Origin of the sequence: Nocardioides halotolerans DSM 19273 (assembly GCF_000422805.1) — a bacterium.
Lineage (GTDB): Bacteria > Actinomycetota > Actinomycetes > Propionibacteriales > Nocardioidaceae > Nocardioides > Nocardioides halotolerans.
Map to the genome: position 1 here is coordinate 92855 of NZ_AUGT01000022.1, position 23248 is coordinate 116102.

Below are 23248 nucleotides of genomic sequence, written 5' to 3' on the forward strand. Positions count from 1 at the left end.
GACAGATTATCTGTCTAATCTGGCACGGTGGGAGATCGCCGTCAACGCCAGGACCTCGGCGTCCTGCTCTTCGTCGCGAACCGTGCCCTCGAGCAGCGCGCGTTCGACGCGGTCGTCGCGGCGGGCATCACGGACATCACGCTGGCCCAGGCCCGCGTCGCCGCCAGGATCGGTCCGGACGGCACCCGGGTGTCCGACCTGGCGGAGCAGGCGCGCGTGACCAAGCAGACCGCCGCGTTCCTGGTCGAGCAGCTCGAGAGGGCGGGCTACGTGGAGCGCGTCCCCGACCCGACCGACGGCCGGGCGCGTCTCGTCCGGCTGACCGCGCACGCTGGCCCGGTGGTCCGGGCCGCCGACGCCGAGGTGCAGCGCGTCCTGGCCGAGTGGGCCGAGCACGTCGGCGAAGAGCGGCTCGACCAGCTGCACGAGATCCTGCGTGACCTCAGAGACGTCACCGACCCGTGGCGCTGAGCCGCCGGAAGATGCCGGCGCACGGCTTCGGCTCGAAGTAGGTCGTCTTGGGCGGCATCACCGCGTCGGCGTCGGCCAGCGAGGTCAGCGTCTCGAGCGGGGGAGGCGCGAGCGTGAAGAGGACGCCCTCGTCGGAGTCGCAGCGGCGGGTGAGCTCCTCGACGAGGGTCTTCGCGGGCGCGATCTCGACCGGCTGCGACAGGCGGTCGAGCACCTCGGACTGCAGGACCTCGACGTCGAGCGCGGCCCGGGGGGAGCGGATGGCCGCGGTGTGCCAGCGGCCGTCGGCGTACAGCCCGATCGTCCCGGGCGCGGGGACCGGCGGCGCGGGCGCCGCAGCGACGACGAAGGTGGGCGCGAGCAGCCCGACCAGCGCGGCGGTGTCGACCGGGCCGAAGACGCGGCGGTGGAACGCCGAGAGTCGCAGGCCGTCCATCGGGTGGACGACGCACAGCACGCCGGCCTCGGGGGGCTCGCCGCCCAGGCGCCACACGGCCAGCGCGGCGGCGACCCGGTGGTGGCCGTCGGCGATGTAGTGGTCCGAGGCCGCCAGCTCGTCGGCGAGGCTCCGGGTGGCCGAGCCCGGCGGCACCCGCCAGACCAGCTGACGCACGCCGCGCGGCCCGGTGAAGTCGAGGATCGGCGCCGTGGCGCAGACCTCCTCGACGGTCCGGGCGTACGCCGGGCCGGCGTGGTGGAGCAGCGCCACGAGGGCGGGTGGTGCGTCGGTGGTCGCGTGGTGGTGGACCAGGCTCTCGACCCGCTGCGCCTGCACGGCCTCGTGCCCGCGCACCTGGCCGTCGACGAACGCGCCGACGCCGACCTCGCACACCACCCCGGTGCAGGACAGGTCGCCGCGCTCCTGCCGGTAGACGTAGAGCGCCGCCTCCGACTCGTCGTACGCCGAGAGGTCGACCGGTGCGATCGGCGGGAGCGTGCCGGTGTCCTCGGGCAGCTCGGCCAGCCCGGTGACCAGGCGCGGTGCCCACTCCGGGCGGACGACGCGAGCCGGGAACGGGCGGACGGTGCTCACGGGCGGCGCTCGGCATCGGGGCCGAGCGTCACTTCGGACACACTCAGGACGTCGGGGATCTCTCGCAGGGCCGTCAGGAGCTCTTCGGGGGCCGGGCCGGCGACGTCGATCGACGCGACGGCGGCCTCTCCGCCGCGGAAGATGCGGTTCTGCATGTGCTCGACGTTGAGCCCCGCGGCGCGCAGCCGGTCGAGCACCTGGGCCAGCACGCCGACCCGGTCGCGGTGCCGGATCGTCAGGGTGACCGCGCCGATCCGGTCGGGCTCGAGGTTGACGCAGTGCCGCGGCTCGCCCGACATGAACGCGTCGACGATCTCGGTGACGCCCGCGGCGATCGCGCGCTGCGCCTGCTCGGTCGAGGCGCCGATGTGGTGGGTCGCGACGACGTGCGGGTGCCGGCCGAGCGGCGACTCCCACGTGCCCTTGCCGGAGCCCGGCTCGTCGGCGAAGACGTCGAGCCCGGCGCGCACCGCGCCGGTGTCGAGGGCCTCGAGCAGCGCACCCTCGTCGACGACGTCGCCGCGAGAGGTATTGAGCAGGATCGCGCCGGGCCTCATCCACGACAGGAACGTTGCGTCAACGAGGTGCCGGGTGTCCTTGCCCGACGGCACGTGGATGCTCACCACGTCCGACGACGACACCAGGTCCTCCAGCGAGTCGCACATCGTGATGTCGAGCTCCTCGGCCCGGTCGACGACGTACGCCGACCGGTCCGGCTTGGCGAGCGCCTGCAGCCGGATGCCGAACGCCGAGGCGCGCTCGGCCACGGCGAGACCGATCGAGCCGAGGCCGATGATGCCCATGGTCGACCCGAGGAGCCCGCCGGCCTTGCTGTAGCGCTGCTTGTCCCAGCGGCCGCTGCGCAGGTCGGCCACGTTGTCGGCGATCCGCCGGTCGATCGCCAGCAGCAACCCCATGGTGAGCTCGGCGACGGCGGCGGCGTTGCGGCCGGGCACGTTGGAGACGAACACCCCGCTGCGGGCGGCGGCGTCGGTGTCGATGGTGTTGGTGCCCGCGCCGGCCCGGATCACCAGTGTCAGCCGGTCCGCCGCCTCGAACACCGCCCGCTTCACCTTGGTGCTGCGCACCACCAACGCGTCGAACCCGGCGATCCGCGCCGGCAGGTCGTCGGCCGAGAGGTCCGGCTCGACGACACAGACGTGGCCGCGCGCCTCGAGGTCCTCGATCGTCTGCGCGGGCAGCTTGTCGGCGAACAGCACGTGCATCGCGCGACCTCCGGGACCGTGCTCGCCCGTGGGGTCGGCGAGTGTGCGGTCACGCTAGCCGCGAGGCGAGCGGTCACGCCAGCCGCGCGGGCAGCCCGAGGCGGGCGAACTGGTCGGCGTGGAAGGTCACGATCTCCGCGACCGCGCCGCCGGCGATGCGCAGGACGTCGAGCGTCAGCGGCAGGTAGGCGCCCTCCTGCTCGCGCCACTGGTAGAACGCGATCGCGGGCTGCCGGTTCGCCGCGGTGTGGACCCCCCGCAGGCCCTGCATGCCGACGAACCCGTCCGCGACCCAGTCGTGCACGACCGCGTCGCGGCCGACCTGCAGGCCGGGGGTGGGCGGCATCGAGCACCGGACGTCGTCGCGCAGCATGGCCGCGAGCCGGTCGACGTCGGTGGCCACGCTGGCCTCGGTGAAGCGGCGCACCAGGTCGCGCGTCGCGGCGTCGTCCTCGCGGCCGGTCCAGTCCTGGCGCTCGGCCGGCAGGTGCTCGCGCATGCCGGCGCGGGCGCGCTGGAGCGCGCTGTTGACCGAGTTGACCGAGTCACCGAGCCACTCGGCGACGTCCTTCGCCGGCCACCCGAGCACGTCGCGCAGGATCAGCACGGCGCGCGGTCGAGGCGCGAGGTGCTGCACCGCGACGACGTACGCGAGCTCGACCGTCTCGCGCGCGAGGGCCGCGGACTCCGGCTCGTCGGCACCCTCCGCGGGCAGCTCGTCGAGGAGCGCGTCGGGGTAGGGCTGGAGCCACCGCACCTCGCCGCCGGTCGCGGGGTGGGGCCGCACCTTCGCCAGCAGGTCGAGCGAGGCGTTGGTGGCGATGCGGTAGAGCCAGGCGCGGAACGACGCCCGCCCCTCGAAGGTCTCCCGGCCTCGCCAGGCCCTGAGGAAGGTCTCCTGCACGGTGTCCTCGGCATCGTCGAAGGACCCGAGCATCCGGTAGCAGTGCACGTGCAGCTCGCGCCGGTGCCGCTCCGCCAGGCGTGCGAACGCCGGCTCGTCGATCTCACCCAGCCCGGCCTCGCTCATCCCCGGCCCCTCCACCAGCATGTCCGCACCCATCGCGTGATCCCTCCGCCTCGTCGTGCCCTGTCGTAGGTGTGACGGGCGCGGGTGCCGGAACTCATCACTCGCGGATGGACCGACCCCTCACGCCGTGGCTGCGAACGCCTCGGCGACGACGTCGAGCGCCTCGTCGAGGAGCGTGTCGGAGATCGAGAGCGGCGGCAGGAAGCGGACGACGTTGCCCCAGGTGCCGCAGGTGAGGGTGACGACGCCCTGCTGGTGGCAGTACGACGACACCGCGGCCGTGCGGACCGGCTCGGGGGAGAGCGTCCCGGGCGTGGTCAGCTCGATCGCCATCATCGCCCCGCGCCCGCGGACGTCGCCGATCACCGGGTGGTCGGCGGCGATCTTGCGCAGCCGGTCGGCCATCCGGGTGCCGATGTCGCGAGCGCGACCCGTCAGGTCGTGGCTGCGCATCTCCTCGAGCGCCCCGAGGCCGGCGGCGCAGGCGACCGGGTTGCCGCCGTAGGTGCCGCCGAGGCCGCCGACGTGGACGGCGTCCATGAGCTCGGCCCGCCCGGTGACCGCCGCGAGCGGCAGCCCGCCCGCGATGCCCTTGGCCAGCGTGATCAGGTCGGGCTCGACGCCCTCGTCGTCGCAGGCGAACCAGTCGCCGGTGCGGCAGAACCCGGTCTGGATCTCGTCGGCGACGAACACCACCCCCGTGTCCTTCGCCCACGCGGACAGCGCCGGCAGGAAGCCCGGCGCCGGCACCACGAACCCGCCCTCGCCCTGGATCGGCTCGATCACCACGCACGCCAGGTTGTCGGCGCCGATCTGCTTGTCCATCACGTCGATCGCGCGCTTCGCGGCCTCCTCGCCGGACAGGTCGTCGCGGAACGGGTAGGACATCGGGACCCGGTAGACCTCGCCGGCGAACGGGCCGAAGCCGTTCTTGTACGGCATGTTCTTCGCGGTCATCGCCATCGTGAGGTTGGTGCGCCCGTGGTAGGCGTGGTCGAACACCGCCACCGCGTCGCGGCCGGTTGCGACGCGCGCGATCTTGACGGCGTTCTCGACCGCCTCAGCCCCGGAGTTGAACAGCGCCGACTTCTTCTCGTGGTCGCCCGGCGTGAGCTCGGCGAGCTGCTCGCACACGTCGACGTAGCCGTCGTAGGGCGTGACCATGAAGCAGCTGTGCGTGAACGCCGCCACCTGCTCCTGGACCCGCGACACCACCGACGGGGCGGCGTTGCCGACGCTGGTCACCGCGATGCCTGAGCCGAGGTCGATGAGCGAGTTGCCGTCGGCGTCGACCAGCACGCCACCACCGGCAGCGACGACGAACACCGGCAGCATCGTGCCGACCCCGTCGGCGACGTGCGCCTTCTTGCGGTCGAGACGCGCCAGCGACTCCGGGCCGGGAATGCTGGTGACGAGGTTGCGCTGCTGGGGGAGCGAGGGGCCGCCGGTGCTCATTTCCGCAATCTAGCGCCCGCTTCGACGCGGCGCGCCCGCCGTTCTCGCAGTCCGTGGCCGGTGAGGGAGGATGGTGCGGTGCGTGACGTCGTGATCCTCGGGTCGACCGGGTCGGTCGGCACCCAGGCGCTCGACATCGTGCGCGCCAACCCCGACCGGTTCCGGGTCGTGGGGCTGACCGCGGGCGGGAGCAACCCCGACCTGTTCGAGCAGCAGGTGGCCGAGTTCGCGCCGGCGTACTCCGGCCTCGGTGAGGAGGCCTCCACCGAGGCCGCCGCGATGGCGTGCGACGTCGTCCTCAACGCCGTCAACGGCGCGGTGGGCCTGCGGCCGACGCTGGCCGCGCTCGACGCGGGCAACACCCTGGCGCTGGCCAACAAGGAGAGCCTGATCGTGGGCGGCCCGCTGGTCCTCGAGCGCGCCCGGCCCGGGCAGATCGTGCCCGTCGACTCGGAGCACAGCGCGCTGGCGCAGTGCCTGCGCGGCGGCGCGCCCGAGGAGGTACGCCGCCTGGTGCTGACGGCGAGCGGCGGCCCCTTCCGCGGGCGGACGGTCGAGGAGCTGCACGACGTGACCGTCGAGGAAGCACTGGCCCACCCCACGTGGGACATGGGCCCGGTCGTGACCATCAACTCCGCGACGCTGGTCAACAAGGGCCTGGAGGTCATCGAGGCGCACCTGCTCTTCGGCATCCCCATCGACCGAATCGACGTCGTGGTGCACCCGACGAGCGTCGTGCACTCGATGGTCGAGTTCGTCGACGGTGCGACCCTGGTCCAGGCCAGCCCACCCACGATGCTCATCCCCATCGCGCTGGGCCTGAGCTGGCCCGACCGGGTGCCCGACACGGCCCCCGCCGTCGACTGGACCAGACCGGAGACGTGGGAGTTCTTCCCCCTCGACGACGAGGCCTTTCCCGCGGTGGCACTGGCGAAGCGGGCCGCGACGACCGGCGGCACGGCGCCTGCCGTCTACAACGCCGCAAATGAGGTATGTGTCGAGGCCTTCCGACAAGGCAGGCTCGCGTTCACGCAGATCGTGCCAACGATCTCCGCCGTGCTCGCCCGCCACGACGTACCGTTGACCCCGGGGACGTCGCTGGCGGTCGAGGACGTCCTCGCCGCTGACGCGTGGGCCCGTGCGGAGGTCGTCCAGGGTGGCGTGGTCGCAGGACAAGGGGGGAACAGAGGGTGAGCAGCCTCTACTACGCGCTCGGGGTCGTGATCTTCTTCGGCTCGATCCTGATCTCGATCGGGCTCCACGAGCTCGGGCACATGATCCCGGCGAAGGCCTTCGGCGGGAAGGTCACCCAGTACTTCATCGGCTTCGGGCCGACCGTCTGGAGCCGGCGCCGCGGCGAGACCGAGTACGGCGTCAAGGCGATCCCGCTCGGCGGCTACGTGAAGATCGTCGGGATGCTGCCGCCCGGCGCCGAGCAGCTCGGCACCGTGACCTACGACGAGCAGGGCAACCAGGTCACGAAGATCCGCAAGTCCAACACCGGCCTGTTCACCCAGCTGATCTCCGACGCCCGCGCGGCCGAGTGGGAGCTGATCGGTCCCGAGGACGAGCCGCGGCTGTTCTACAAGATGCCCTGGTGGAAGAAGGTCGTCGTGATGGCCGGCGGCCCGTCGGTCAACATCGCGATCGCGTTCTTCCTGTTCTGGGGCGTGTTCGCCTTCTACGGCAACCCGGCCGACCGCGAGATCGACGCCGGCCAGCCGGCGATCAGCCACGTCAGCGACTGCGTCATCCCCTACACCGAGCAGCGCACCACCTGCGAGCCCGGCGACCCGGTCAGCCCGGCCGCCCAGGCGGGCCTCGAGCGCGGCGACGTGATCACGAGCTTCAACGGCACCGCGATCTCGTCCTACGACCAGCTCTCCGAGCTGATCCGCGCCAACGCCGACGGTGAGGCCGTCATCGGCTACACCCGCGACGGCACCGCCGCCGAGGCCACGGTCCACACGCTCATCCAGTCCCGGCCCGACTCCGACGGCAGCGGCATGGTCGAGGTCGGCTTCCTCGGCATCCAGCCGACCACCCACCTCGTCACCGGCGGCCCGCTCTACACGACCGTGCAGATGGGCTACACCGCTGAGCAGACCGTCGAGGCCGTCATCCGGCTCCCGCAACGGGTCTGGGGCGTCGGCAAGGCCATCATCGGCCTCCAGGACCGCGACGAGGACAGCCCGGTGAGCATCGTCGGCGGCAGCCGGCTGGCGGGCGAGACCGTCTCGCTCGAGGGCTTCCCGGTGCAGCAGAAGATCGTCTACCTGCTGATGCTCATCGGCGGCTTCAACTTCTTCATCGGCGCCTTCAACTTCATCCCGCTGCTGCCGCTCGACGGCGGGCACATCGCCAGTGCCCTGTGGGAGGCCGTACGCCGCGGGCTCGCCCGCCTGCGCGGCCGTCCCGACCCGGGTCACGTCGACGCCGCCCGGCTGCTGCCGGTCGCCTACGTGATGGCGTCGTTCATGCTCGCGATGAGCGTGGTGCTGATCGTCGGCGACTTCGTGGTGCCGCTCCACGTCCCCATCGGCTGACGGCCCGCTTCTGATTGGGGAGGGCCTCCGCCCGCGCCGTACGCTGGAGACCATGACGGAGATCAACCTGGGGATGCCCGCGGCACCCCCGCCGGTGCTCGCGCCGCGCCGCAAGACCCGCCAGATCAAGGTGGGCAAGGTCGGCGTCGGCAGCGACTTCCCGATCTCGGTCCAGTCGATGACGACGACCCTGACGGCCGACGTCAACGCCACCCTCCAGCAGATCGCGGAGCTCACCGCCACCGGGTGCGACATCGTGCGGGTCGCGTGCCCCTCGCAGGACGACGCCGACGCGCTGCCGGAGATCGCGCAGCACTCCCAGATCCCGGTCATCGCCGACATCCACTTCCAGCCCAAGTACGTCTTCGCCGCCATCGAGGCGGGCTGCGCGGCAGTCCGGGTCAACCCGGGCAACATCCGCAAGTTCGACGACCAGGTCAAGGAGATCGCGGCCGCCGCGAAGGACCACGGCACCTCGATCCGGATCGGCGTCAACGCCGGCTCGCTCGACCCGCGGCTCCTCGAGAAGTACGGCCGCGCCACCCCCGAGGCCCTGGTCGAGTCGGCGGTGTGGGAGGCCTCGCTGTTCGAGGAGCACGACTTCCACGACTTCAAGATCTCGGTCAAGCACAACGACCCGGTCGTGATGGTGCGTGCCTACGAGCTGCTCGCCGAGGCCGGCGACTGGCCGCTGCACCTCGGCGTCACCGAGGCCGGGCCGGCGTTCCAGGGCACGATCAAGTCGGCGACGGCGTTCGGCGCCCTGCTCTCGCAGGGCATCGGCGACACGATCCGCGTCTCGCTGTCCGCGCCGCCGGTCGAGGAGGTCAAGGTCGGCCTCCAGATCCTGGAGTCGCTCAACCTCAAGCCCCGCCGTCTCGAGATCGTCTCGTGCCCCTCGTGCGGCCGGGCCCAGGTCGACGTCTACACGCTCGCCGAGCAGGTCACGGCCGGCCTCGACGGCCTCGAGGTGCCCCTGCGCGTCGCGGTCATGGGCTGCGTCGTCAACGGGCCGGGCGAGGCCCGCGAGGCCGACCTCGGCGTGGCCTCCGGCAACGGCAAGGGCCAGATCTTCGTCAAGGGCGAGGTCATCAAGACCGTGCCCGAGTCGCAGATCGTGGAGACCCTCATCGAGGAGGCCATGCGCATCGCCGAGGGCATGGAGAGCGTCGACGGCGCCGGCGCGACCGTCTCGGTCAGCTGAGCGCCAACCTCTAGGCTCGTCCCGTGCTCACCACGCGCCACGGAGTCCGCGCCCTCGGTGCGGCCGACCTGGACGCGTTCCTCGAGCTCACCAGCAAGGACCCGGTCGTCAACGTGTTCGTCGACCACCGCGCCCGCACCACCAACCTCGAGCCGCGCTGGCTCGGCGGTGAGGTGTGGGGCCGGTTCGACGGCGGCGACCTGGTCGCGGCGTGCCACGTCGGCGCCAACCTGGTGCCGGTGGAGGCGACGGAGGAGGACGCCCGCGCCTTCGGGGAGCGGGCGCTGACGCGCGGCCGCACCGCGTCGACGATCGTCGGGCGCCACGAGGCGGTGGAGCCGTTCTGGCACACGGTCGCCGACCAGTGGGAGCGGCCGCGCGAGCTGCGCTGGCGGCAGCCGCACCTCGAGATCGACCGCTCGCCCCTGGTCGAGGGCCATCCCGACGTACGCCGGACCACCCGCGGCGACCTCGACCTCCTCTACCCGGCCTGCGTGGCGATGTACACCGAGGAGGTCGGGGTCTCGCCCGAGGTGGGCGGTGGCGCCGAGCTCTACCGGGCGCGCGTCCAGCAGCTGATCAGCCGCGGCTGGTCGTTCGCCCGCTTCGACGGCGGCCGGCTGGTGTTCAAGGCCGAGGTCGCCTGCGCCTCGCCGTACGCCGCCCAGATCCAGGGCGTGTTCGTGCCGTCCGACCTGCGCGGCCAGGGGCACGCCGTGTCGGGCATGGCGGCGGTGGTCGACCTCGTGCGGCGCGAGATCGCCCCGACGGTCTCGCTCTACGTCAACGAGTGGAACACCCCGGCGCGGCGCGCCTACGAGCGCGTCGGCTTCCGCGAGACCGCGCGGTTCTCGACGGTGATGTTCTGACAGCGGTGCCCGGTCAGGGCGTTAGCCTGCGGCCCATGCCACTACCGCGCAGCTCGCGCCTCCTCGTCGGCGGCTTCCTCGCCAGCGGCGCGGTCCACCTCGCGAGGCCCGAGGTCTACGAGCCGCTGATGCCGGCGTGGCTGCCGGCCCACCGCGAGGTGATCCTCGCGAGCGGCGTGGCGGAGCTCGCGTGCGCGGTCGGGATGGCGCTGCCCCGCACCCGCCGGGTCTCGGGCTGGGCGAGCGTCGCGCTGCTGCTCGGCGTCTGGCCGGGCAACCTGAAGATGGCGCTCGACAGCAACCGGTCGCGCAGCACGGCGTTCAAGGCGCTCGCGTGGGGCCGTATGCCCCTGCAGGTCCCGATGATCGGAGCCGCGGTCGCGGCCGCGCGGTCCGCGCGCTGAGGTCGTCTCGACCCCGGGCGCGGACCGCGCGTCGCGGACCGGTCAGGCCGCCCGCAGCGTCTCGGCCGGGCGCAGCTTGCTGGCGCGCTCGCAGTCGGTGCCGGTGCAGCGGGCCGTGAACGCCTTGCGGGCGCCGTTGACCTCGAGCAGCAGCGCCGTCTGCGACTCCCAGGTGATCTCCCCGAACCAGTTGGCGCGCACCTGGTAGCGGCCGAGGTGCTTGCCGTCGATGGTGCGGGCGTCGACCCGGCCCGGGCCGGGGCCGTCGGAGAGGATGCCGACGGTAGCGATGCGCGTGGCGTCGGGGTTGAACGCCGCCACGGCCTCGGTGCACGACCGCCACAGCTTGGCGCCGGTCGTGATGCGGGTGACCAGCGTGCAGCCGCCGTCGTAGGGGTCCTTGGTGAACGTCGCGAGCACGTCGCTCGACAGGTCGCCGACGTAGCCCGGCTTGGCGTTGACCACCCCGACCGAGTCGCCGGTCGTCGTCCAGAGCAGGGTCTTGTCGACGGTGCCGATCAGCACCCGGTCGGTCTCGGCGTCCAGCGCGGAGGGGTAGCCCTTGAAGCTGCGCGACGCGAGCTGGGCGCCGGTCGTGGCGTCGTAGGCGGTGATCGTGCTCTTCGAGGTGCGGGTGTTCTTCGTCGCCACGATGCGGGCGCCGTCCCCGGAGAGGATGGTCTGGTAGACGTTCGCCTTCGTCAGCAGCGTCCGGTCACCCTGCGCGGTGACCCGGAAGATCCGGCCGTGGCCGCCCTGCTTGTTGGCGGTGGCGACGACGTACGCCGACCCGGACTTGCCGAGCAGCCGCACCACCGGGGCGCTGATCGTGACCCGCACGGCGCCGTCCACCACCGTCGTGCCCTCGACGTGGGGCACGGCCACGTCGGCACCGCGCGGCAGATCGCCCGGCGTCAGCGTGATGGCCGGCTTCGCAGTCGCCGGCGACGCGAGGAGCGTGGTGGTCAGGGCGGCGGCGCCGAGGGCGGCGAGGGTGCCCACGAATGGGCGGAACAGGGGGCGCATGGCGCGTCCTTTCGGGTGGAGTTGGTCAGCACAGGGAAGACGCCCGGGCCTGCAGAATGGTTGCAGGTCCGGCCGCAGCGGTGTCCGGACCGAAACCGCGTCGAAGTCGCCGGCGGCGCGCCCGTACCCTTCTCGGCATGATCCTGCGGATGTCCAGCCTGTTCGTGCGCACCCTGCGTGACGACCCTGCGGACGCCGAGGTCCCGAGCCACCGGCTCCTGGTCCGGGCCGGCTACATCCGCCGCGCGGCGCCCGGCATCTACACCTGGCTGCCGCTGGGGCTGCGGGTGCTGCGCAAGATCGAGGACATCATTCGCGAGGAGATGGACTCCATCGGCGGCCAGGAGCTGCTGTTCCCCGCGCTGCTCCCGCGCGAGCCCTACGACGCGAGCGGCCGCTGGACCGAGTACGGCGACGGCATCTTCCGGCTCAAGGATCGCAAGGACGGCGACTACCTGCTCGGTCCCACCCACGAGGAGATGTTCACCCTCGTCGTGAAGGACCTGTACTCGTCGTACAAGGACCTGCCGCTGACGATCTACCAGATCCAGAACAAGTACCGCGACGAGGCGCGCCCCCGCGCCGGGCTGCTGCGCGGCCGCGAGTTCGTGATGAAGGACAGCTACTCCTTCGACATCGACGACGCCGGGCTCGACGAGAGCTACCAGCGGCACCGCAACGCCTACATCCGGATCTTCGACAAGCTCGGGTTCGAGTACGTCATCGTCAAGGCCGAGGCCGGCGCGATGGGCGGCTCGAAGTCCGAGGAGTTCCTCGCCAAGGCCGAGGTCGGCGAGGACACCTACGTGCGCTGCACGCGCTGCGACTACGCCGCGAACGTCGAGGCGGTCGACACCCCGCGGCCCCCGGCCAGGCCCTTCGACGACGCGCCGGCCGCGCACACGGAGCAGACGCCCGGCACCCCGACCATCGACTCGCTGGTCGCCCACCTCAACGAGCGGTTCCCGCGCGCCGACCGCGAGTGGCACGCCGGCGACACCCTCAAGAACGTCGTGTTCTCGGTCCGCCACCCCGACGGCACCGTCGAGGCGCTGGCGGTGGGGCTGCCGGGAGACCGCGAGGTCGACGCCAAGCGGCTGGAGTCCAAGCTCGGCGAGGGCGTGGTGTTCGAGCCCTTCGGCGAGGCGGACTTCGCCGCTCGCCCCACCCTGGCCAAGGGCTACATCGGGCCGGGCGCGCTCGGGGAGAAGAAGCCCGCCGGTGTCCGCTACCTGCTCGACCCGCGGGTGGTCGACGGCACGGCGTGGGTCACTGGCGCCGACGTCGACGGCAGCCACGTGCTCGACCTGGTCGCCGGCCGCGACTTCACCAGCGACGGCCTCATCGACGTCGCCGAGGTGCGCGACGGCGACCCCTGCCCGGTCTGCGGCCACACCGACGGCGGCATCCTCGAGTCGGCCCGCGGCATCGAGATGGGCCACATCTTCCAGCTCGGCCGCCTGTACGCCGACGCGCTCGACCTGCAGGTGCTCGACGAGAACGGCAAGCTCGTCACGGTCACGATGGGCTCCTACGGCATCGGCCCCTCGCGTGCGGTCGCCGCGATCGCCGAGGGCACCCTCGACGAGCTCGGCCTGTCGTGGCCGCGCAACGTCGCCCCGGCCGACGTGCACCTGGTCGCGACGGGCAAGGACGACGAGGTCTTCACCGCCGCGGAGCGGATCGCCACCGAGCTGTCGGCGGCGGGGGTCGACGTGCTCTACGACGACCGCCCGAAGGTCAGCCCGGGCGTGAAGTTCAAGGACGCCGAGATGATCGGCGTCCCGACCATCGTCGTCGTCGGCCGCAACCTCGCCGAGGGCACCATCGAGGTCCGCGACCGCGCCTCCGGAGCGCGCGAGGACGTCCCCGTCGACGCGGTCGTCGACCACCTGGTGGCGGTCGTCAAGGCCTGACGTGCGCGGACCGGACACTAGGGTGCGGCCCATGCCGATCGACGCCGTGATCTTCGACTGGGGCGGCACGCTCACCGCGTGGCACGACATCGACTTCCACGCCGAGTCGCTGGCGCTGGCCCAGGCCGTGGTCGACGCCGACCACGACGTCGAGGTCTCGCAGCGACTCTTGCACGCTGCGGGCAGCACGATCTGGGGTCGCTCCCGCGACCACCAGCAGAGCGCGACGGTCGCCGACCTGTTCACCGAGGCGGGGCTCGCGCACGACCCCGAGCTGCTCAAGGCCTACTACGACTTCTGGGAGCCGCACACCTACACCGACCCGGTGGTGCGGCCGACGTGGGAGGCCCTGCGCGCCGACGGCATCAAGGTCGGGGTGCTCTCCAACACGATCTGGCCGCGGGCCTGGCACGAGCACTTCTTCGAGCGCGACGGCGTCCTCGAGCTGCTCGACGGCGCCGTCTACACCAGCGAGATCCCGTGGACGAAGCCCTCGCCGCGGGCCTTCGCGGCCGCCATGGACGCCGTGGGAGTCACCGACCCGGCGCGCTGCGTCTACGTCGGCGACCGCCTCTTCGACGACGTGTGGGGCGCCCGCAACGCCGGCCTGAAGGCGGTCCACCTGCCCCACAGCGCGATCCCGCCCGAGCAGGTCGGCCACACCGAGGGGACGCCCGACGCCGTCGTGCAGTCCGTGGCTGAGCTGCCGGCGCTGGTCAGAAACGGCCTCTGACCTGCGCCGACGCACGAAGTCGCAGCGGTGCGGCGCCGCGGGGGCGAATACCCCCGCCAGTACAACTTTTGCAAGAACTTGCAATGCAGACTTGTGCAGAGACCATCGCCTCGCGATCCCCGGCTCCGCATTGCATAGTCGTGGTCAGGACGAAGCAGGTGGGGACGGCCCAAGCCAGGGGGTCCCGAGCGTTCGCCTTCAGCGGTCCGCGTACTCGTCGGCTCCGGGGAATATCTCGGGAATTCCCCGGAACGACAGTTCGCGGGCCGCTGCGTCGTTCAGGAGCGCGATGGCCTCCAGCCGCCGCTCGCCCGCTGTGGCGCCCACGAGCGCGGCGTACGTCGACGCGCAGGCCCGCTCCAGCGCCAGCGCCGCCTGGTAGCGACCCTCGGTCGTGTCGAGGCCGGCCGGCGAGGTGTAGGCCGGCGCGGCGGGCTCCGGCACCGCCGAGAGCGCGGCGATGCGGCCGATGAGCATGTCGCGCCGTCCGCGGTGGGCCTCGTAGCCCGCCCGCAGGGCGACGTAGAGCTCGCGCTCGGCCGACTGCGAGGTGCGCGAGCCGAGCAGTCCGTAGACGTAGACCGCGGCGTGCTCGGCCGCCAGCGTCGTCTGCAGGGCCTCGAGCTCGGTCGTCATCCGGCCTTCTGGGGCAGGACGCCGAGGTGCTGGGTGACCGACGCCGACATCGACGCGAGCAGCTTGGCCAGCGCGCCGCTCTCGGCCCGGCCTGCGGCGTCGACCAGCGCCGCCTGCAGCGTGGTCTCGCTGCGCCGCACCGACCGGAGCGAGACGTCGGGGTCGGGGGTGGGACCGGTCGCGTCCGGGACGACGGCGTCGCCCTCGAGCACCTCGACGTGCCGCCGGTGGGCGCGCAGGAGCTGGGCGACCGGGCGTCGCAGCAGGGGTGCCTTGCGGGCCTGGGCGAGCACCGCGAGCGCGCCGGTCAGCTCGGCGAGCACCTCGTCCACGAGGGCCTGGTCGGGCGTCCGAGCCGATTCGGCCGACGCGGAGGCCGACGGCGACGGAGACGGCTCGGAGGAACGCGACGGCGAGGCGCTGCGGGAGCCCTCGCCGAGGTCGTCGCCGGTGTCGCACCCGGTGGCGAGGGCCGCCGCGGCCAGCCCGAGGATCGCCGTACGTCGACGCAGCGCCGCAGCGGCGAGGGGACGGTCGGGCACGGCGCGACGATAGCCGCCGTCTCGCCCCGGGGCCGCTATGGTGGCCGGGAACGTCGGCAGCACCCACAACAGCACACAGGAGGTCGTTTTCCGTGGCCAGGCAGCAGGACGCCGTCCGGGAGCAGATCGAGCAGGAGATCGCGACCCCCCTGAGTGCCCTCGGGCTCGACGTCGAGGCGGTGGAGCTGACCCCTGCGGGCAAGCGCCGGATCCTGCGGATCGCGGTCGACGGCGACGACGGGGTCACCCTCGACGCCGTCGCCGACGCCACGAAGAAGGTCTCCGAGGTGCTCGACGCCAGCGACGTGATGGGCGAGCAGCCCTACACGCTCGAGGTCACCTCGCGCGGCGTCGACCGGCCCCTGACCCTGCCCCGGCACTGGCGGCGCAACGCCGACCGGCTGGTCGCGGTCACCGACGTCCACGGTGAGTCCTTCACCGGCCGGATCATCGACTCGGGCGAGGCTTCGGCGACCCTCGACGTGGACGGCACCCGCCGCCAGGTCACGTACGCCGACGTGGCCAAGGCGCTGGTCCAGGTCGAGTTCAACCGCAAGACCGAGGAGAGCTGACCATGGACATCGACCTGACCATCCTGCGCAGCCTCGAGCGCGAGAAGGAGATCTCCTTCGACGTGCTCGTGGAGGCCATCGAGCAGGCGCTCCTCACGGCGTACCAGAAGACGCCGGGGGCCGCCGAGCACGCGCGCGTCGTCCTCGACCGCAAGAGCGGCCACGTCACGGTCTTCGCCGCGGAGCTCGACGACGAGGGCACCAAGATCGGGGAGTTCGACGACACCCCCGAGGGGTTCGGCCGGATCGCCGCGACGACCGCGAAGCAGATCATGCTGCAGCGGCTGCGCGAGGCGGAGGACGACATCCGCTACGGCGAGTTCTCCGGCAAGGAGGGCGACATCATCTCCGGCGTCATCCAGCAGGGCCGCAACCCCGACGACGTCTTGGTCGACCTCGGCAAGCTCGAGGCGCTGCTCCCGACCGCCGAGCGGGTGCCGGGGGAGAAGTACGAGCACGGCACCCGCATCAAGTGCCTGGTGTTCTCGGTGCGCAAGGGCATGCGCGGCCCGCAGATCACGCTGTCGCGCTCGCACCCCAACCTGGTCAAGAAGCTGTTCGCCCTCGAGGTCCCCGAGATCGCCGACGGCACCGTCGAGATCGCGGCCATCGCCCGCGAGGCCGGCCACCGCACCAAGATCGCGGTCCGCTCGACGGTCAGCGGGGTCAACGCCAAGGGCGCCTGCATCGGCCCGATGGGCCAGCGGGTCCGGAACGTGATGTCGGAGCTGCACGGCGAGAAGATCGACATCGTCGACTGGTCCGACGACCCCGCCGAGCTCGTCGCCCACGCGCTGTCGCCGGCCCGCGTCAACTCCGTCGAGATCGTCGACCTCGACGCGCGCTCGGCGCGCGTGGTCGTGCCCGACTTCCAGCTCTCGCTGGCGATCGGCAAGGAGGGGCAGAACGCCCGCCTCGCCGCCCGCCTCACGGGCTGGCGGATCGACATCAGGTCCGACGAGGCTGCCGAGCAAGCCGACAGCGGCGCCTGAGGAACGAAGGCGACGCGTGGGTCGGCGCAGGTTGAGCAAGCGACGCGACTGAGGGACGAAGTCGCGTCGGCGCGTCGAAACCACGCAAGCCGAGGCTGGAAGGTGACTGCGATGCCCGACCCGTACGTCGTCGGCGACGGTCCCACTGGCGTCCTCGTCCTGTCCGGCTCCAGCGGCCGCGTCGAGGAGCAGCGGTGCCGGGTGCTCGCCGAGGCGGGTGCCACCGCGGCGTCGTACCGCTGGTTCGGCGAGACCGTCGACCGCGTGCCGCTGGAGTCGTTCGACGAGCCGCTGTCGACCCTGCACGAGCGCTGCGACCGATTGGTCGTGCTCGGCACCTCGCGCGGTGCGGAGGCCGCCCTCCTGCTGGGCGCGCGCCACGTGGAGGTCGACGCGGTGGTCGCAGTCTCGCCCAGCGACGTCGCGTGGGCCGCGCTGAGCCAGGAGCGGCCGCAGCGGTCGTCGTGGACCAGCGCCGGCGAGCCGCTGCCGTTCGTGCCCTACGACGACGGCTGGGAGCCCGACACGGACCCTCCGGAGTACGTCGGCATGTACGAGCAGAGCCTGGAGACCTACGCCGACCGGGTGCCGGCCGCCCGCATCCCCGTGGAGCGGATCGCGGGGGAGGTGCTGCTCGTCGCGGGCGGAGACGACCGGCTCTGGCCCTCGTGCGACTTCGCCGAGCGGATCGCCGAGCGGCGCAGCGCCTCGGGGCTGCGCACCGAGCTGCTCACCCACCCGCGGGCCGGCCACCGGGTGCTGCTGCCCGGCGAGGCGCCGCACCCGCCGTCCCATCTCGTCCACGGCGGCTCTCCCGAGGCCGACGCAGCCCTGGGCGCCCTGGTCTGGCCCCACCTCGAGGCGCTGCTCGCGGGCTGACCGTCCCGGCCAGCTCGCCGATCCCCACAGGTCAGCCGTCGAGGCACTCCGCCGGGAGGTCGAACCACCGCAGGTGCTCGAAGTCGGCACTCACGCGGTCGCCGACGCCGTCCTCGCAGGTCACCTCGGGGAGCGAGTCGAAGAGCGCGACGGCCTCGGCCAGGTAGCCCGCCAGCGCCGACTCCGGCGCGCTGTCGTGCTCGCGCGGGTAGGTGAGCGCGCCGTCGGCGTCGTAGGCCAGGTGGGTCAGCCGCAGCGGCGGCTCGACGGGCCCGGCGCGGTGCTGCCACAGGCCGGTCATCGGGTCGAATCGGTACGCCGGCGCGAGCTTGTGGCCGTGGTCGGCGACCAGCGCGACCGCCCGGACGACGTACTCGAAGACCGGCTCGCTCAGGAAGTAGTTGAAGTTGATCCGCACCCAGCCGGGCTTGATGCCCTCGCAGCCACCGGTGATCTCGCGCTCGAACTCGTGCGAGCGCTCCAGGTCGATGCCGAGCAGCCGGTGGCCGTAGGGACCGGCGCACGAGCAGCCGCCGCGGCTCTGGACGCCGAAGAGGTCGTTGAGGACCGAGACGACGAGGTTGTGGTGCAGGTAGCGGCCGCCGGGCCGCCGGATCACGAATGACACGATCGAGAGCCGCTCCGCCTCGGGGTTGCCGAGCACCTCGATCGCGGGGTGGTCGCGCCAGGCGGTGACCGCGCGCCGCAGGAAGTCCTCCTCGTGCGCCCGGATCGTGGCCACGCCGACGGCCTCCTTGAGCCCGAAGACGAGACCCGCGCGGATCGACTCCACGATCGCGGGCGTGCCGCCCTCCTCGCGGTGAGCGGGGTCGAGGACGTAGCGGTGCTCCTGCGGGTTGACGTAGGAGACCGTGCCGCCGCCGACCACGTCGGGCACCGAGTTGGTGAGCAGCCGGCGGCTCACGACGAGCACCCCCGGGGTGCCGGGGCCGCCGATGAACTTGTGCGGCGAGAGGAGGATCGCGTCCTTGCGGGCCGCCGTGTCAGCGGGGTCGTGCGGGTTCATCTCGATCTCGACGTACGGCGCGCACGCGGCGAAGTCCCACAGGGCCAGCGCGCCGTGCTCGTGCAGGAGCCGGGTGATCCGGTGCGTGTCCGTCACGATCCCGGTGACGTTGCTGGCCGCGCTGAAGGAGCCGATGAGCAGCGCGCGGTCGGCGTGGTGCTCGAGCTCGGTGCGGAGCTGGTCGACGTCGATGTGGCCGTCGGCGTCCTCGTGGATGGTCACGACGTCGGCGATCGACTCGCGCCACGGCAGCTCGTTGCTGTGGTGCTCGTAGGGACCGATGAAGACCACCGGCCGCTGCTCGCGCGGGATCTGCGCCGACAGCTGGTGCCGGTGGTCGAGGTCGGCGGGCAGCCGGATGCCGAGGATGCCGACGAGCTTGTCCAGCGCGCCGGTCATGCCGCTCCCGGCGAAGATCACCACGGTGTCGTCGTCGCCGTTGACCGAGCGGTGGATCTGGGCGCGGGCGTCCTCGCGCAGGCGGGTCGTCTGCAGGCCGGTGCCGCTGCTCTCGGTGTGGGTGTTGGCGTAGCGGGGGAGCACCTCGCCGCGGATGAAGTCCTCGATGAAGCCCAGCGCCCGGCCGCTGGCGGTGTAGTCGGCGTAGGTGACCCGGCGCGGCCCGAACGGACCGTGCATCAGCTGGTCGTCGCCGATCACCGACTCGCGGATCCGCCGCAGGATCGGCGGGTCCTGGAGGGCGGGGTCGCGCGGCGGGATGGCGCACCAGTCGGACGACCCTCCCGGCTCCGGGGCACCCATGGGTCGACCCTACGACGGTTCGGAGGCCGCTGCGCCGTACCGCGTGCAGACCCAGGCGTCGGCGTCGGCCAGCACCTCGACGGTGTCGCAGTTGCCGAGCCGCTGCAGCGGCACGTCCATCCGGGCGGCGTACGGCACGCCGAGGCCGATCGCGCCGCCGTGCGAGACCACGAGCACCGTCTCGCCGGGGTGCGCGTCGGCCACCTCGCGGAGCACCTCGCCCACCCGCTCGGCGATCTCGCGCCCGGTCTCGCCGCCGGGCACCCGCTCGTCGAGGTGACCCTCCATCCAGCGGGTGTACGTCGCGGCGAACGGGTCCTCCTCGAGCGGCACGCCGCGGTGGTCGCCGACGTGGAACTCGCTGAGGGCCTGGCGGGTGGTGACGCCCACCCCCAGCCGGGCGGCGACGATCTCGCCGGTCTGCACCGCACGCGCGAGCGTGCTGGTCCACACGTGGGCCACCCGGCGGTCCGCGAGCGAATCCGCGAGCTGCGCCGACTGCTGCCGCCCGCGCAGGGTGAGGGAGCCGCCCTCCTCCTGCCACGTCGGCGCTTCGTACTCCGCCTCGCCGTGGCGGGCGATGACGAGCGTCGAGGCGCACTGCAGCGCGGTCATGCCCAGCACGCTACCCACCGCCCGGACGCGCCCGGGTTCGGGAACAGGGCCCCGGAGCGGTAGTGTTGACCCTTGGTGGCGAGCGAACCGGTCCGGATGTGCGTCGGATGTCGGGCGCGAGCCGCCAAGCGTGAGCTGGTGCGGGTGACCGTCGGCTCGGATGCGCACGGCCGACCGGTCGTCGTTCCCGATCCGCAGGGCACCGCACCCGGCCGCGGGGCGCACCTGCACCCCACGACCGCGTGCTACGAGCTCGCCGTGCGCAAGAAGGCCTTCGGCCGGGCGCTCCGCATCACCGGGAGAGCCGCGGACAAGCTGGACAGCGCAGCGGTGGAGCACCACGTCGCCCGACTCGCGCCCGACACCGATGACCGACCAGAAGGCTGGAGCAGCAGCTCATGAGCACTCGATGAGTACTTCCCGATGAGTTTGCAACACCACTAACGGTCTCGAGCACGATCCGGACTCCGGGTCTCGAGGCCAGAAGGAGAAACGTGGCCAAGACCCGAGTTCATGAGCTCGCCAAGCTCTACAACGTCGAGAGCAAGTTCGTTCTCGAGAAGTTGAAGGAGATGGGCGAGTTCGTCAAGTCGCCCTCCTCGACGATCGAGCTTCCCGTCGAGATGAAGTTCAAGAAGGAGTACGGCGACCAGCTGAAGGCTGCCGCCGACGCCGCTGCGCCCGCGGCTCCCGCCGAGGAGAAGCCGGCCGCGAAGAAGGCTCCTGCCAAGAAGGCCGCCGCGAAGAAGGTCGCCGACGCAGAGCCCGAGGCCGCCGAGGCCCCGGCCGAGCCGGCTCCCGAGGTCGAGGCGCCGGCCGCGGCCGAGGTCGCGCAGGCCGAGCGACCCGAGCCGCCGGCCGAGCCCCAGACCGACACGCCTCCCGCGGGCGAGTCCGGCACCGAGCCCAAGGCCCCGGCCCCGCGTCCAGTCGGCCGCCCCGGCGCCCCGCGCCCGGGCAACAACCCGTTCGCGTCGAGCCAGGGCATGGGCCGTCGTCCGGCCCCGCGCCCCGGCACCGAGGCCGCCGGCACCGACGCCGTCCCCGACGCACAGCGTCCGCCACGCCCGCCGGCCGGCCCGGGCCGTCCCGGCATGCCGCGCCCCAACCCGGCGATGATGCCCAAGTCTCCCGCCGCCTTCGGCGCCGGCCCCGGCGGCCGCGGCCCTGGCGGACCCGGTCGTGGTGGCCCCGGCGGCCCCGGTCGTCCCGGCGCGCCCGGTCGCGGTGCGCCCGGTCGTCCCGGTGCGGGCGCCGGTGCTCCCGGCCGTCCCGGCGGCTTCGCCGGTGGCGGTCGCCCCGGTGGCGGTGGCCGTCCCGGCCAGCGCGGCCAGACCCAGGGTGCGTTCGGCCGTCCCGGCGGCCCCTCGCGCCGCGGCCGCAAGTCGAAGCGCGCTCGTCGTCAAGAGTTCGAGGCCATGGAGGCCCCGACGATCGGCGGCGTGCGCGTCCGCAAGGGCAACGGCGAGACCGTCCGCCTGCCGCGGGGCGCCTCGCTGACCGACTTCGCCGAGCGCATCGGCGTCGACGCGGCCCAGCTCGTGCAGATGCTGTTCAGCCTCGGCGAGATGGTCACCGCGACCGAGTCGGTCAACGACGCGACGCTCGAGCTGCTCGGTGAGGAGCTCAACTACGTCGTGGAGGTCGTCTCCCCGGAGGACGAGGACCGCGAGCTGCTCGAGTCGTTCGACCTCGAGTTCGGCGAGGACGAGGGCGACGAGTCCGACCTCGCCTTCCGCCCGCCGGTCGTCACCGTCATGGGTCACGTCGACCACGGAAAGACCAAGCTCCTCGACGCGATCCGCGATGCCAACGTGGTCGACAAGGAGGCCGGTGGCATCACCCAGCACATCGGCGCCTACCAGGTAACCGCCGAGGTCGACGACAACGAGCGGCGCATCACCTTCATCGACACCCCGGGTCACGAGGCGTTCACCGCCATGCGTGCCCGCGGCTCGCAGTCGTCCGACATCGCGGTCCTTGTGGTCGCGGCCGACGACGGCGTGATGCCGCAGACGGTCGAGGCGCTCAACCACGCCAAGGCCGCCGGTGTGCCGATCGTGGTGGCGGTCAACAAGATCGACAAGCCCGACGCCGACGCGACCAAGGTGCGGGGCCAGCTCACCGAGTACGGCCTCGTCCCCGAGGAGTACGGCGGCGACGCGATGTTCGTCGACGTCTCGGCCAAGGCCGGGCTCAACATCGACAAGCTGCTCGAGGCGATCGTGCTGACGGCGGACGCGTCGCTCGACCTCCGGGCGAACCCCCACCAGGACGCCCAGGGCATCGTGATCGAGGCCCACCTCGACCGCGGTCGTGGCCCGGTCGCCACGGTGCTGGTCCAGCGCGGCACGCTGCGCGTCGGCGACTCCATCGTCGCGGGCGCCGGTCACGGCCGCGTGCGGGCGATGCTCGACGAGCACGGCGAGAACATCGAGGAAGCCGACCCGGGTCGTCCGGCGATGGTCCTCGGTCTCACCGCCGTGCCGGGCGCGGGTCAGACGTTCATCGTCGTCGAGGACGACCGGATGGCCCGTCAGATCGCCGAGCGGCGCGAGTCGCGCGAGCGGGCGGCCATGCAGGCCAAGCGCCGCGTGCGTCGTACGCTCGAGGACTTCATGGCCTCCATGGAGAAGGGCGCCGAGAGCCAGGAGCTGAACCTCATCCTCAAGGGGGACGTGTCCGGCTCGGTCGAGGCCCTCGAGGACGCGCTGGCGCAGATCAGCGTGGGCGACGACGTGAGCATCCGCATCATCGACCGCGGTGTCGGTGCGATCACCGAGACCAACGTCGACCTGGCCGCTGCGTCCGACGCGATCATCATCGGCTTCAACGTCCGCCCGCAGGGCAAGGCGACGGAGCTGGCGGACCGCGAGGGTGTCGAGATCCGCTACTACTCGGTCATCTACCAGGCGATCGAGGAGATCGAGGCGGCCCTCAAGGGCATGCTCAAGCCCGAGTTCGAGGAGTCGAGCCTGGGTCAGGCGGAGATCCGCGCGATCTTCCGCTCGTCCCGCATCGGCAACATCGCGGGCTGCATGGTCACCAGCGGCGTGATCCGCCGCAACGCGAAGGTGCGCGTCATCCGCGACGGCTCCGTCGTGGCCGACAACCTCGACCTCGCCTCGCTCAAGCGGGAGAAGGACGACGTCACCGAGGTCCGCGAGGGCTTCGAGTGCGGTCTGGTGCTGCGCAACTTCCAGGACATCAAGGAAGGCGATGTCGTGGAGGCCTTCGAGATGCGCGAGATCCCGCGCGCCTGATCGGGTATCGGGCGGCAGTTTCACCGGGTACCCGGTGAAACTGCCGC

At 72.4% G+C, this 23248-nt stretch carries 22 protein-coding genes; 13 read left to right on the top strand and 9 right to left on the bottom strand.

The features are described 5' to 3' along the window. Positions 1–27: 27 nt before the first annotated feature. Positions 28–471, top strand: coding sequence for a MarR family winged helix-turn-helix transcriptional regulator (locus G514_RS0106605; RefSeq protein ID WP_028651114.1), 444 nt, complete (start codon positions 28–30; stop codon positions 469–471). On the opposite strand, the gene G514_RS0106610 is transcribed toward G514_RS0106605, so the two are convergent. The 4 genes from G514_RS0106610 to gabT form a co-directional block, all read right to left on the bottom strand. Then, complete coding sequence (locus tag G514_RS0106610) at positions 452–1504, bottom strand: DUF1015 family protein (protein ID WP_028651115.1); 1053 nt, start codon at positions 1502–1504, stop codon at positions 452–454. The two genes, G514_RS0106605 and G514_RS0106610, sit on opposite strands and share 20 nt — an antisense overlap. Further along, the gene (locus G514_RS0106615; RefSeq protein WP_028651116.1) at positions 1501–2730 is read right to left on the bottom strand and encodes a phosphoglycerate dehydrogenase; all 1230 of its coding nucleotides are present in this window, start codon (positions 2728–2730) and stop codon (positions 1501–1503) included. The genes G514_RS0106610 and G514_RS0106615 overlap by 4 nt, the downstream gene beginning before the upstream one ends. A 73-nt stretch (positions 2731–2803) precedes the next feature. After that, the gene (locus G514_RS0106620; RefSeq protein ID WP_028651117.1) at positions 2804–3793 is read right to left on the bottom strand and encodes an RNA polymerase subunit sigma-70; all 990 of its coding nucleotides are present in this window, start codon (positions 3791–3793) and stop codon (positions 2804–2806) included. A gap of 87 nt (positions 3794–3880) precedes the next feature. Then, positions 3881–5215: a 4-aminobutyrate--2-oxoglutarate transaminase gene (gene gabT / locus G514_RS0106625; protein ID WP_211222060.1), complete on the bottom strand. Its 1335-nt coding sequence runs from the start codon at positions 5213–5215 to the stop codon at positions 3881–3883. Positions 5216–5293: 78 nt separating this feature from the next. On the opposite strand from gabT, the gene G514_RS25270 reads away from it, so the two are divergent. Genes G514_RS25270 through G514_RS0106650 form a run of 5 tightly spaced genes read left to right on the top strand, consistent with a single transcriptional unit; the run spans position 5294 to position 10238 of the window. Then, on the top strand, positions 5294–6409 hold the full coding sequence (locus G514_RS25270; protein WP_036563857.1) for a 1-deoxy-D-xylulose-5-phosphate reductoisomerase: 1116 nt from the start codon (positions 5294–5296) through the stop codon (positions 6407–6409). Beyond that, on the top strand, positions 6406–7761 hold the full coding sequence (locus G514_RS0106635; RefSeq protein ID WP_028651119.1) for a M50 family metallopeptidase: 1356 nt from the start codon (positions 6406–6408) through the stop codon (positions 7759–7761). Before G514_RS25270 ends, G514_RS0106635 begins: the two co-directional genes overlap by 4 nt. Before the next feature lie 52 nt (positions 7762–7813). Continuing rightward, complete coding sequence (gene ispG, locus G514_RS0106640) at positions 7814–8965, top strand: flavodoxin-dependent (E)-4-hydroxy-3-methylbut-2-enyl-diphosphate synthase (RefSeq protein WP_028651120.1); 1152 nt, start codon at positions 7814–7816, stop codon at positions 8963–8965. Between the two features lie 23 nt (positions 8966–8988). Further along, the gene (locus G514_RS0106645; protein WP_028651121.1) at positions 8989–9834 is read left to right on the top strand and encodes a GNAT family N-acetyltransferase; all 846 of its coding nucleotides are present in this window, start codon (positions 8989–8991) and stop codon (positions 9832–9834) included. Positions 9835–9869: 35 nt separating this feature from the next. Continuing rightward, positions 9870–10238 carry a DoxX family protein gene (locus G514_RS0106650; protein ID WP_028651122.1) on the top strand — a complete coding sequence of 123 codons (369 nt, stop codon included), beginning with the start codon at positions 9870–9872 and terminating at the stop codon, positions 10236–10238. Positions 10239–10280: 42 nt separating this feature from the next. On the opposite strand, the gene G514_RS0106655 is transcribed toward G514_RS0106650, so the two are convergent. Continuing rightward, positions 10281–11264: a hypothetical protein gene (locus G514_RS0106655; RefSeq protein WP_157544635.1), complete on the bottom strand. Its 984-nt coding sequence runs from the start codon at positions 11262–11264 to the stop codon at positions 10281–10283. Positions 11265–11401: 137 nt separating this feature from the next. On the opposite strand from G514_RS0106655, the gene G514_RS0106660 reads away from it, so the two are divergent. After that, complete coding sequence (locus G514_RS0106660; RefSeq protein ID WP_028651124.1) at positions 11402–13180, top strand: proline--tRNA ligase; 1779 nt, start codon at positions 11402–11404, stop codon at positions 13178–13180. Positions 13181–13211: 31 nt separating this feature from the next. Next, entirely contained in the window at positions 13212–13913 is a 702-nt protein-coding gene (locus G514_RS0106665; protein ID WP_028651125.1) for an HAD family hydrolase, read from the top strand. 198 nt (positions 13914–14111) lie between these two features. On the opposite strand, the gene G514_RS25275 is transcribed toward G514_RS0106665, so the two are convergent. Both G514_RS25275 and G514_RS0106675 read right to left on the bottom strand, forming a co-directional pair. Beyond that, positions 14112–14549, bottom strand: coding sequence for a DUF4439 domain-containing protein (locus tag G514_RS25275; RefSeq protein ID WP_051246988.1), 438 nt, complete (start codon positions 14547–14549; stop codon positions 14112–14114). After that, positions 14546–15091, bottom strand: coding sequence for a hypothetical protein (locus G514_RS0106675; protein WP_028651126.1), 546 nt, complete (start codon positions 15089–15091; stop codon positions 14546–14548). Before G514_RS0106675 ends, G514_RS25275 begins: the two co-directional genes overlap by 4 nt. Before the next feature lie 92 nt (positions 15092–15183). Here G514_RS0106675 and rimP point away from each other — a divergent pair, with 92 nt between their 5' ends. From rimP to G514_RS25280, 3 genes are all read left to right on the top strand, one after another. Beyond that, a complete protein-coding gene (rimP, locus tag G514_RS0106680) occupies positions 15184–15663 on the top strand; it encodes a ribosome maturation factor RimP (RefSeq protein WP_028651127.1) in 480 nt (159 codons plus the stop codon). Positions 15664–15665: 2 nt separating this feature from the next. Next, positions 15666–16655 (top strand): transcription termination factor NusA, encoded by a 990-nt coding sequence (gene nusA / locus G514_RS0106685; protein ID WP_028651128.1) that lies wholly within the window; start codon positions 15666–15668, stop codon positions 16653–16655. A gap of 111 nt (positions 16656–16766) precedes the next feature. Beyond that, positions 16767–17534: an acyl-CoA thioester hydrolase/BAAT C-terminal domain-containing protein gene (locus tag G514_RS25280; RefSeq protein ID WP_051246989.1), complete on the top strand. Its 768-nt coding sequence runs from the start codon at positions 16767–16769 to the stop codon at positions 17532–17534. A gap of 31 nt (positions 17535–17565) precedes the next feature. Here G514_RS25280 and G514_RS25285 read toward each other — a convergent pair whose 3' ends face one another. Next, positions 17566–19323 carry an aminotransferase class V-fold PLP-dependent enzyme gene (locus G514_RS25285; protein ID WP_084151838.1) on the bottom strand — a complete coding sequence of 586 codons (1758 nt, stop codon included), beginning with the start codon at positions 19321–19323 and terminating at the stop codon, positions 17566–17568. A gap of 9 nt (positions 19324–19332) precedes the next feature. Continuing rightward, positions 19333–19938, bottom strand: a complete 606-nt coding sequence (locus G514_RS29025) for a histidine phosphatase family protein (RefSeq protein WP_157544636.1) — start codon at positions 19936–19938, stop codon at positions 19333–19335. 96 nt (positions 19939–20034) lie between these two features. On the opposite strand from G514_RS29025, the gene G514_RS29030 reads away from it, so the two are divergent. Together G514_RS29030 and infB are read left to right on the top strand one after the other, a co-directional pair. Next, positions 20035–20340, top strand: a complete 306-nt coding sequence (locus G514_RS29030; RefSeq protein ID WP_051246993.1) for a YlxR family protein — start codon at positions 20035–20037, stop codon at positions 20338–20340. Between the two features lie 92 nt (positions 20341–20432). Beyond that, complete coding sequence (gene infB / locus G514_RS0106710; RefSeq protein ID WP_028651129.1) at positions 20433–23201, top strand: translation initiation factor IF-2; 2769 nt, start codon at positions 20433–20435, stop codon at positions 23199–23201. The last annotated feature ends 47 nt before the right edge of the window (positions 23202–23248 follow it).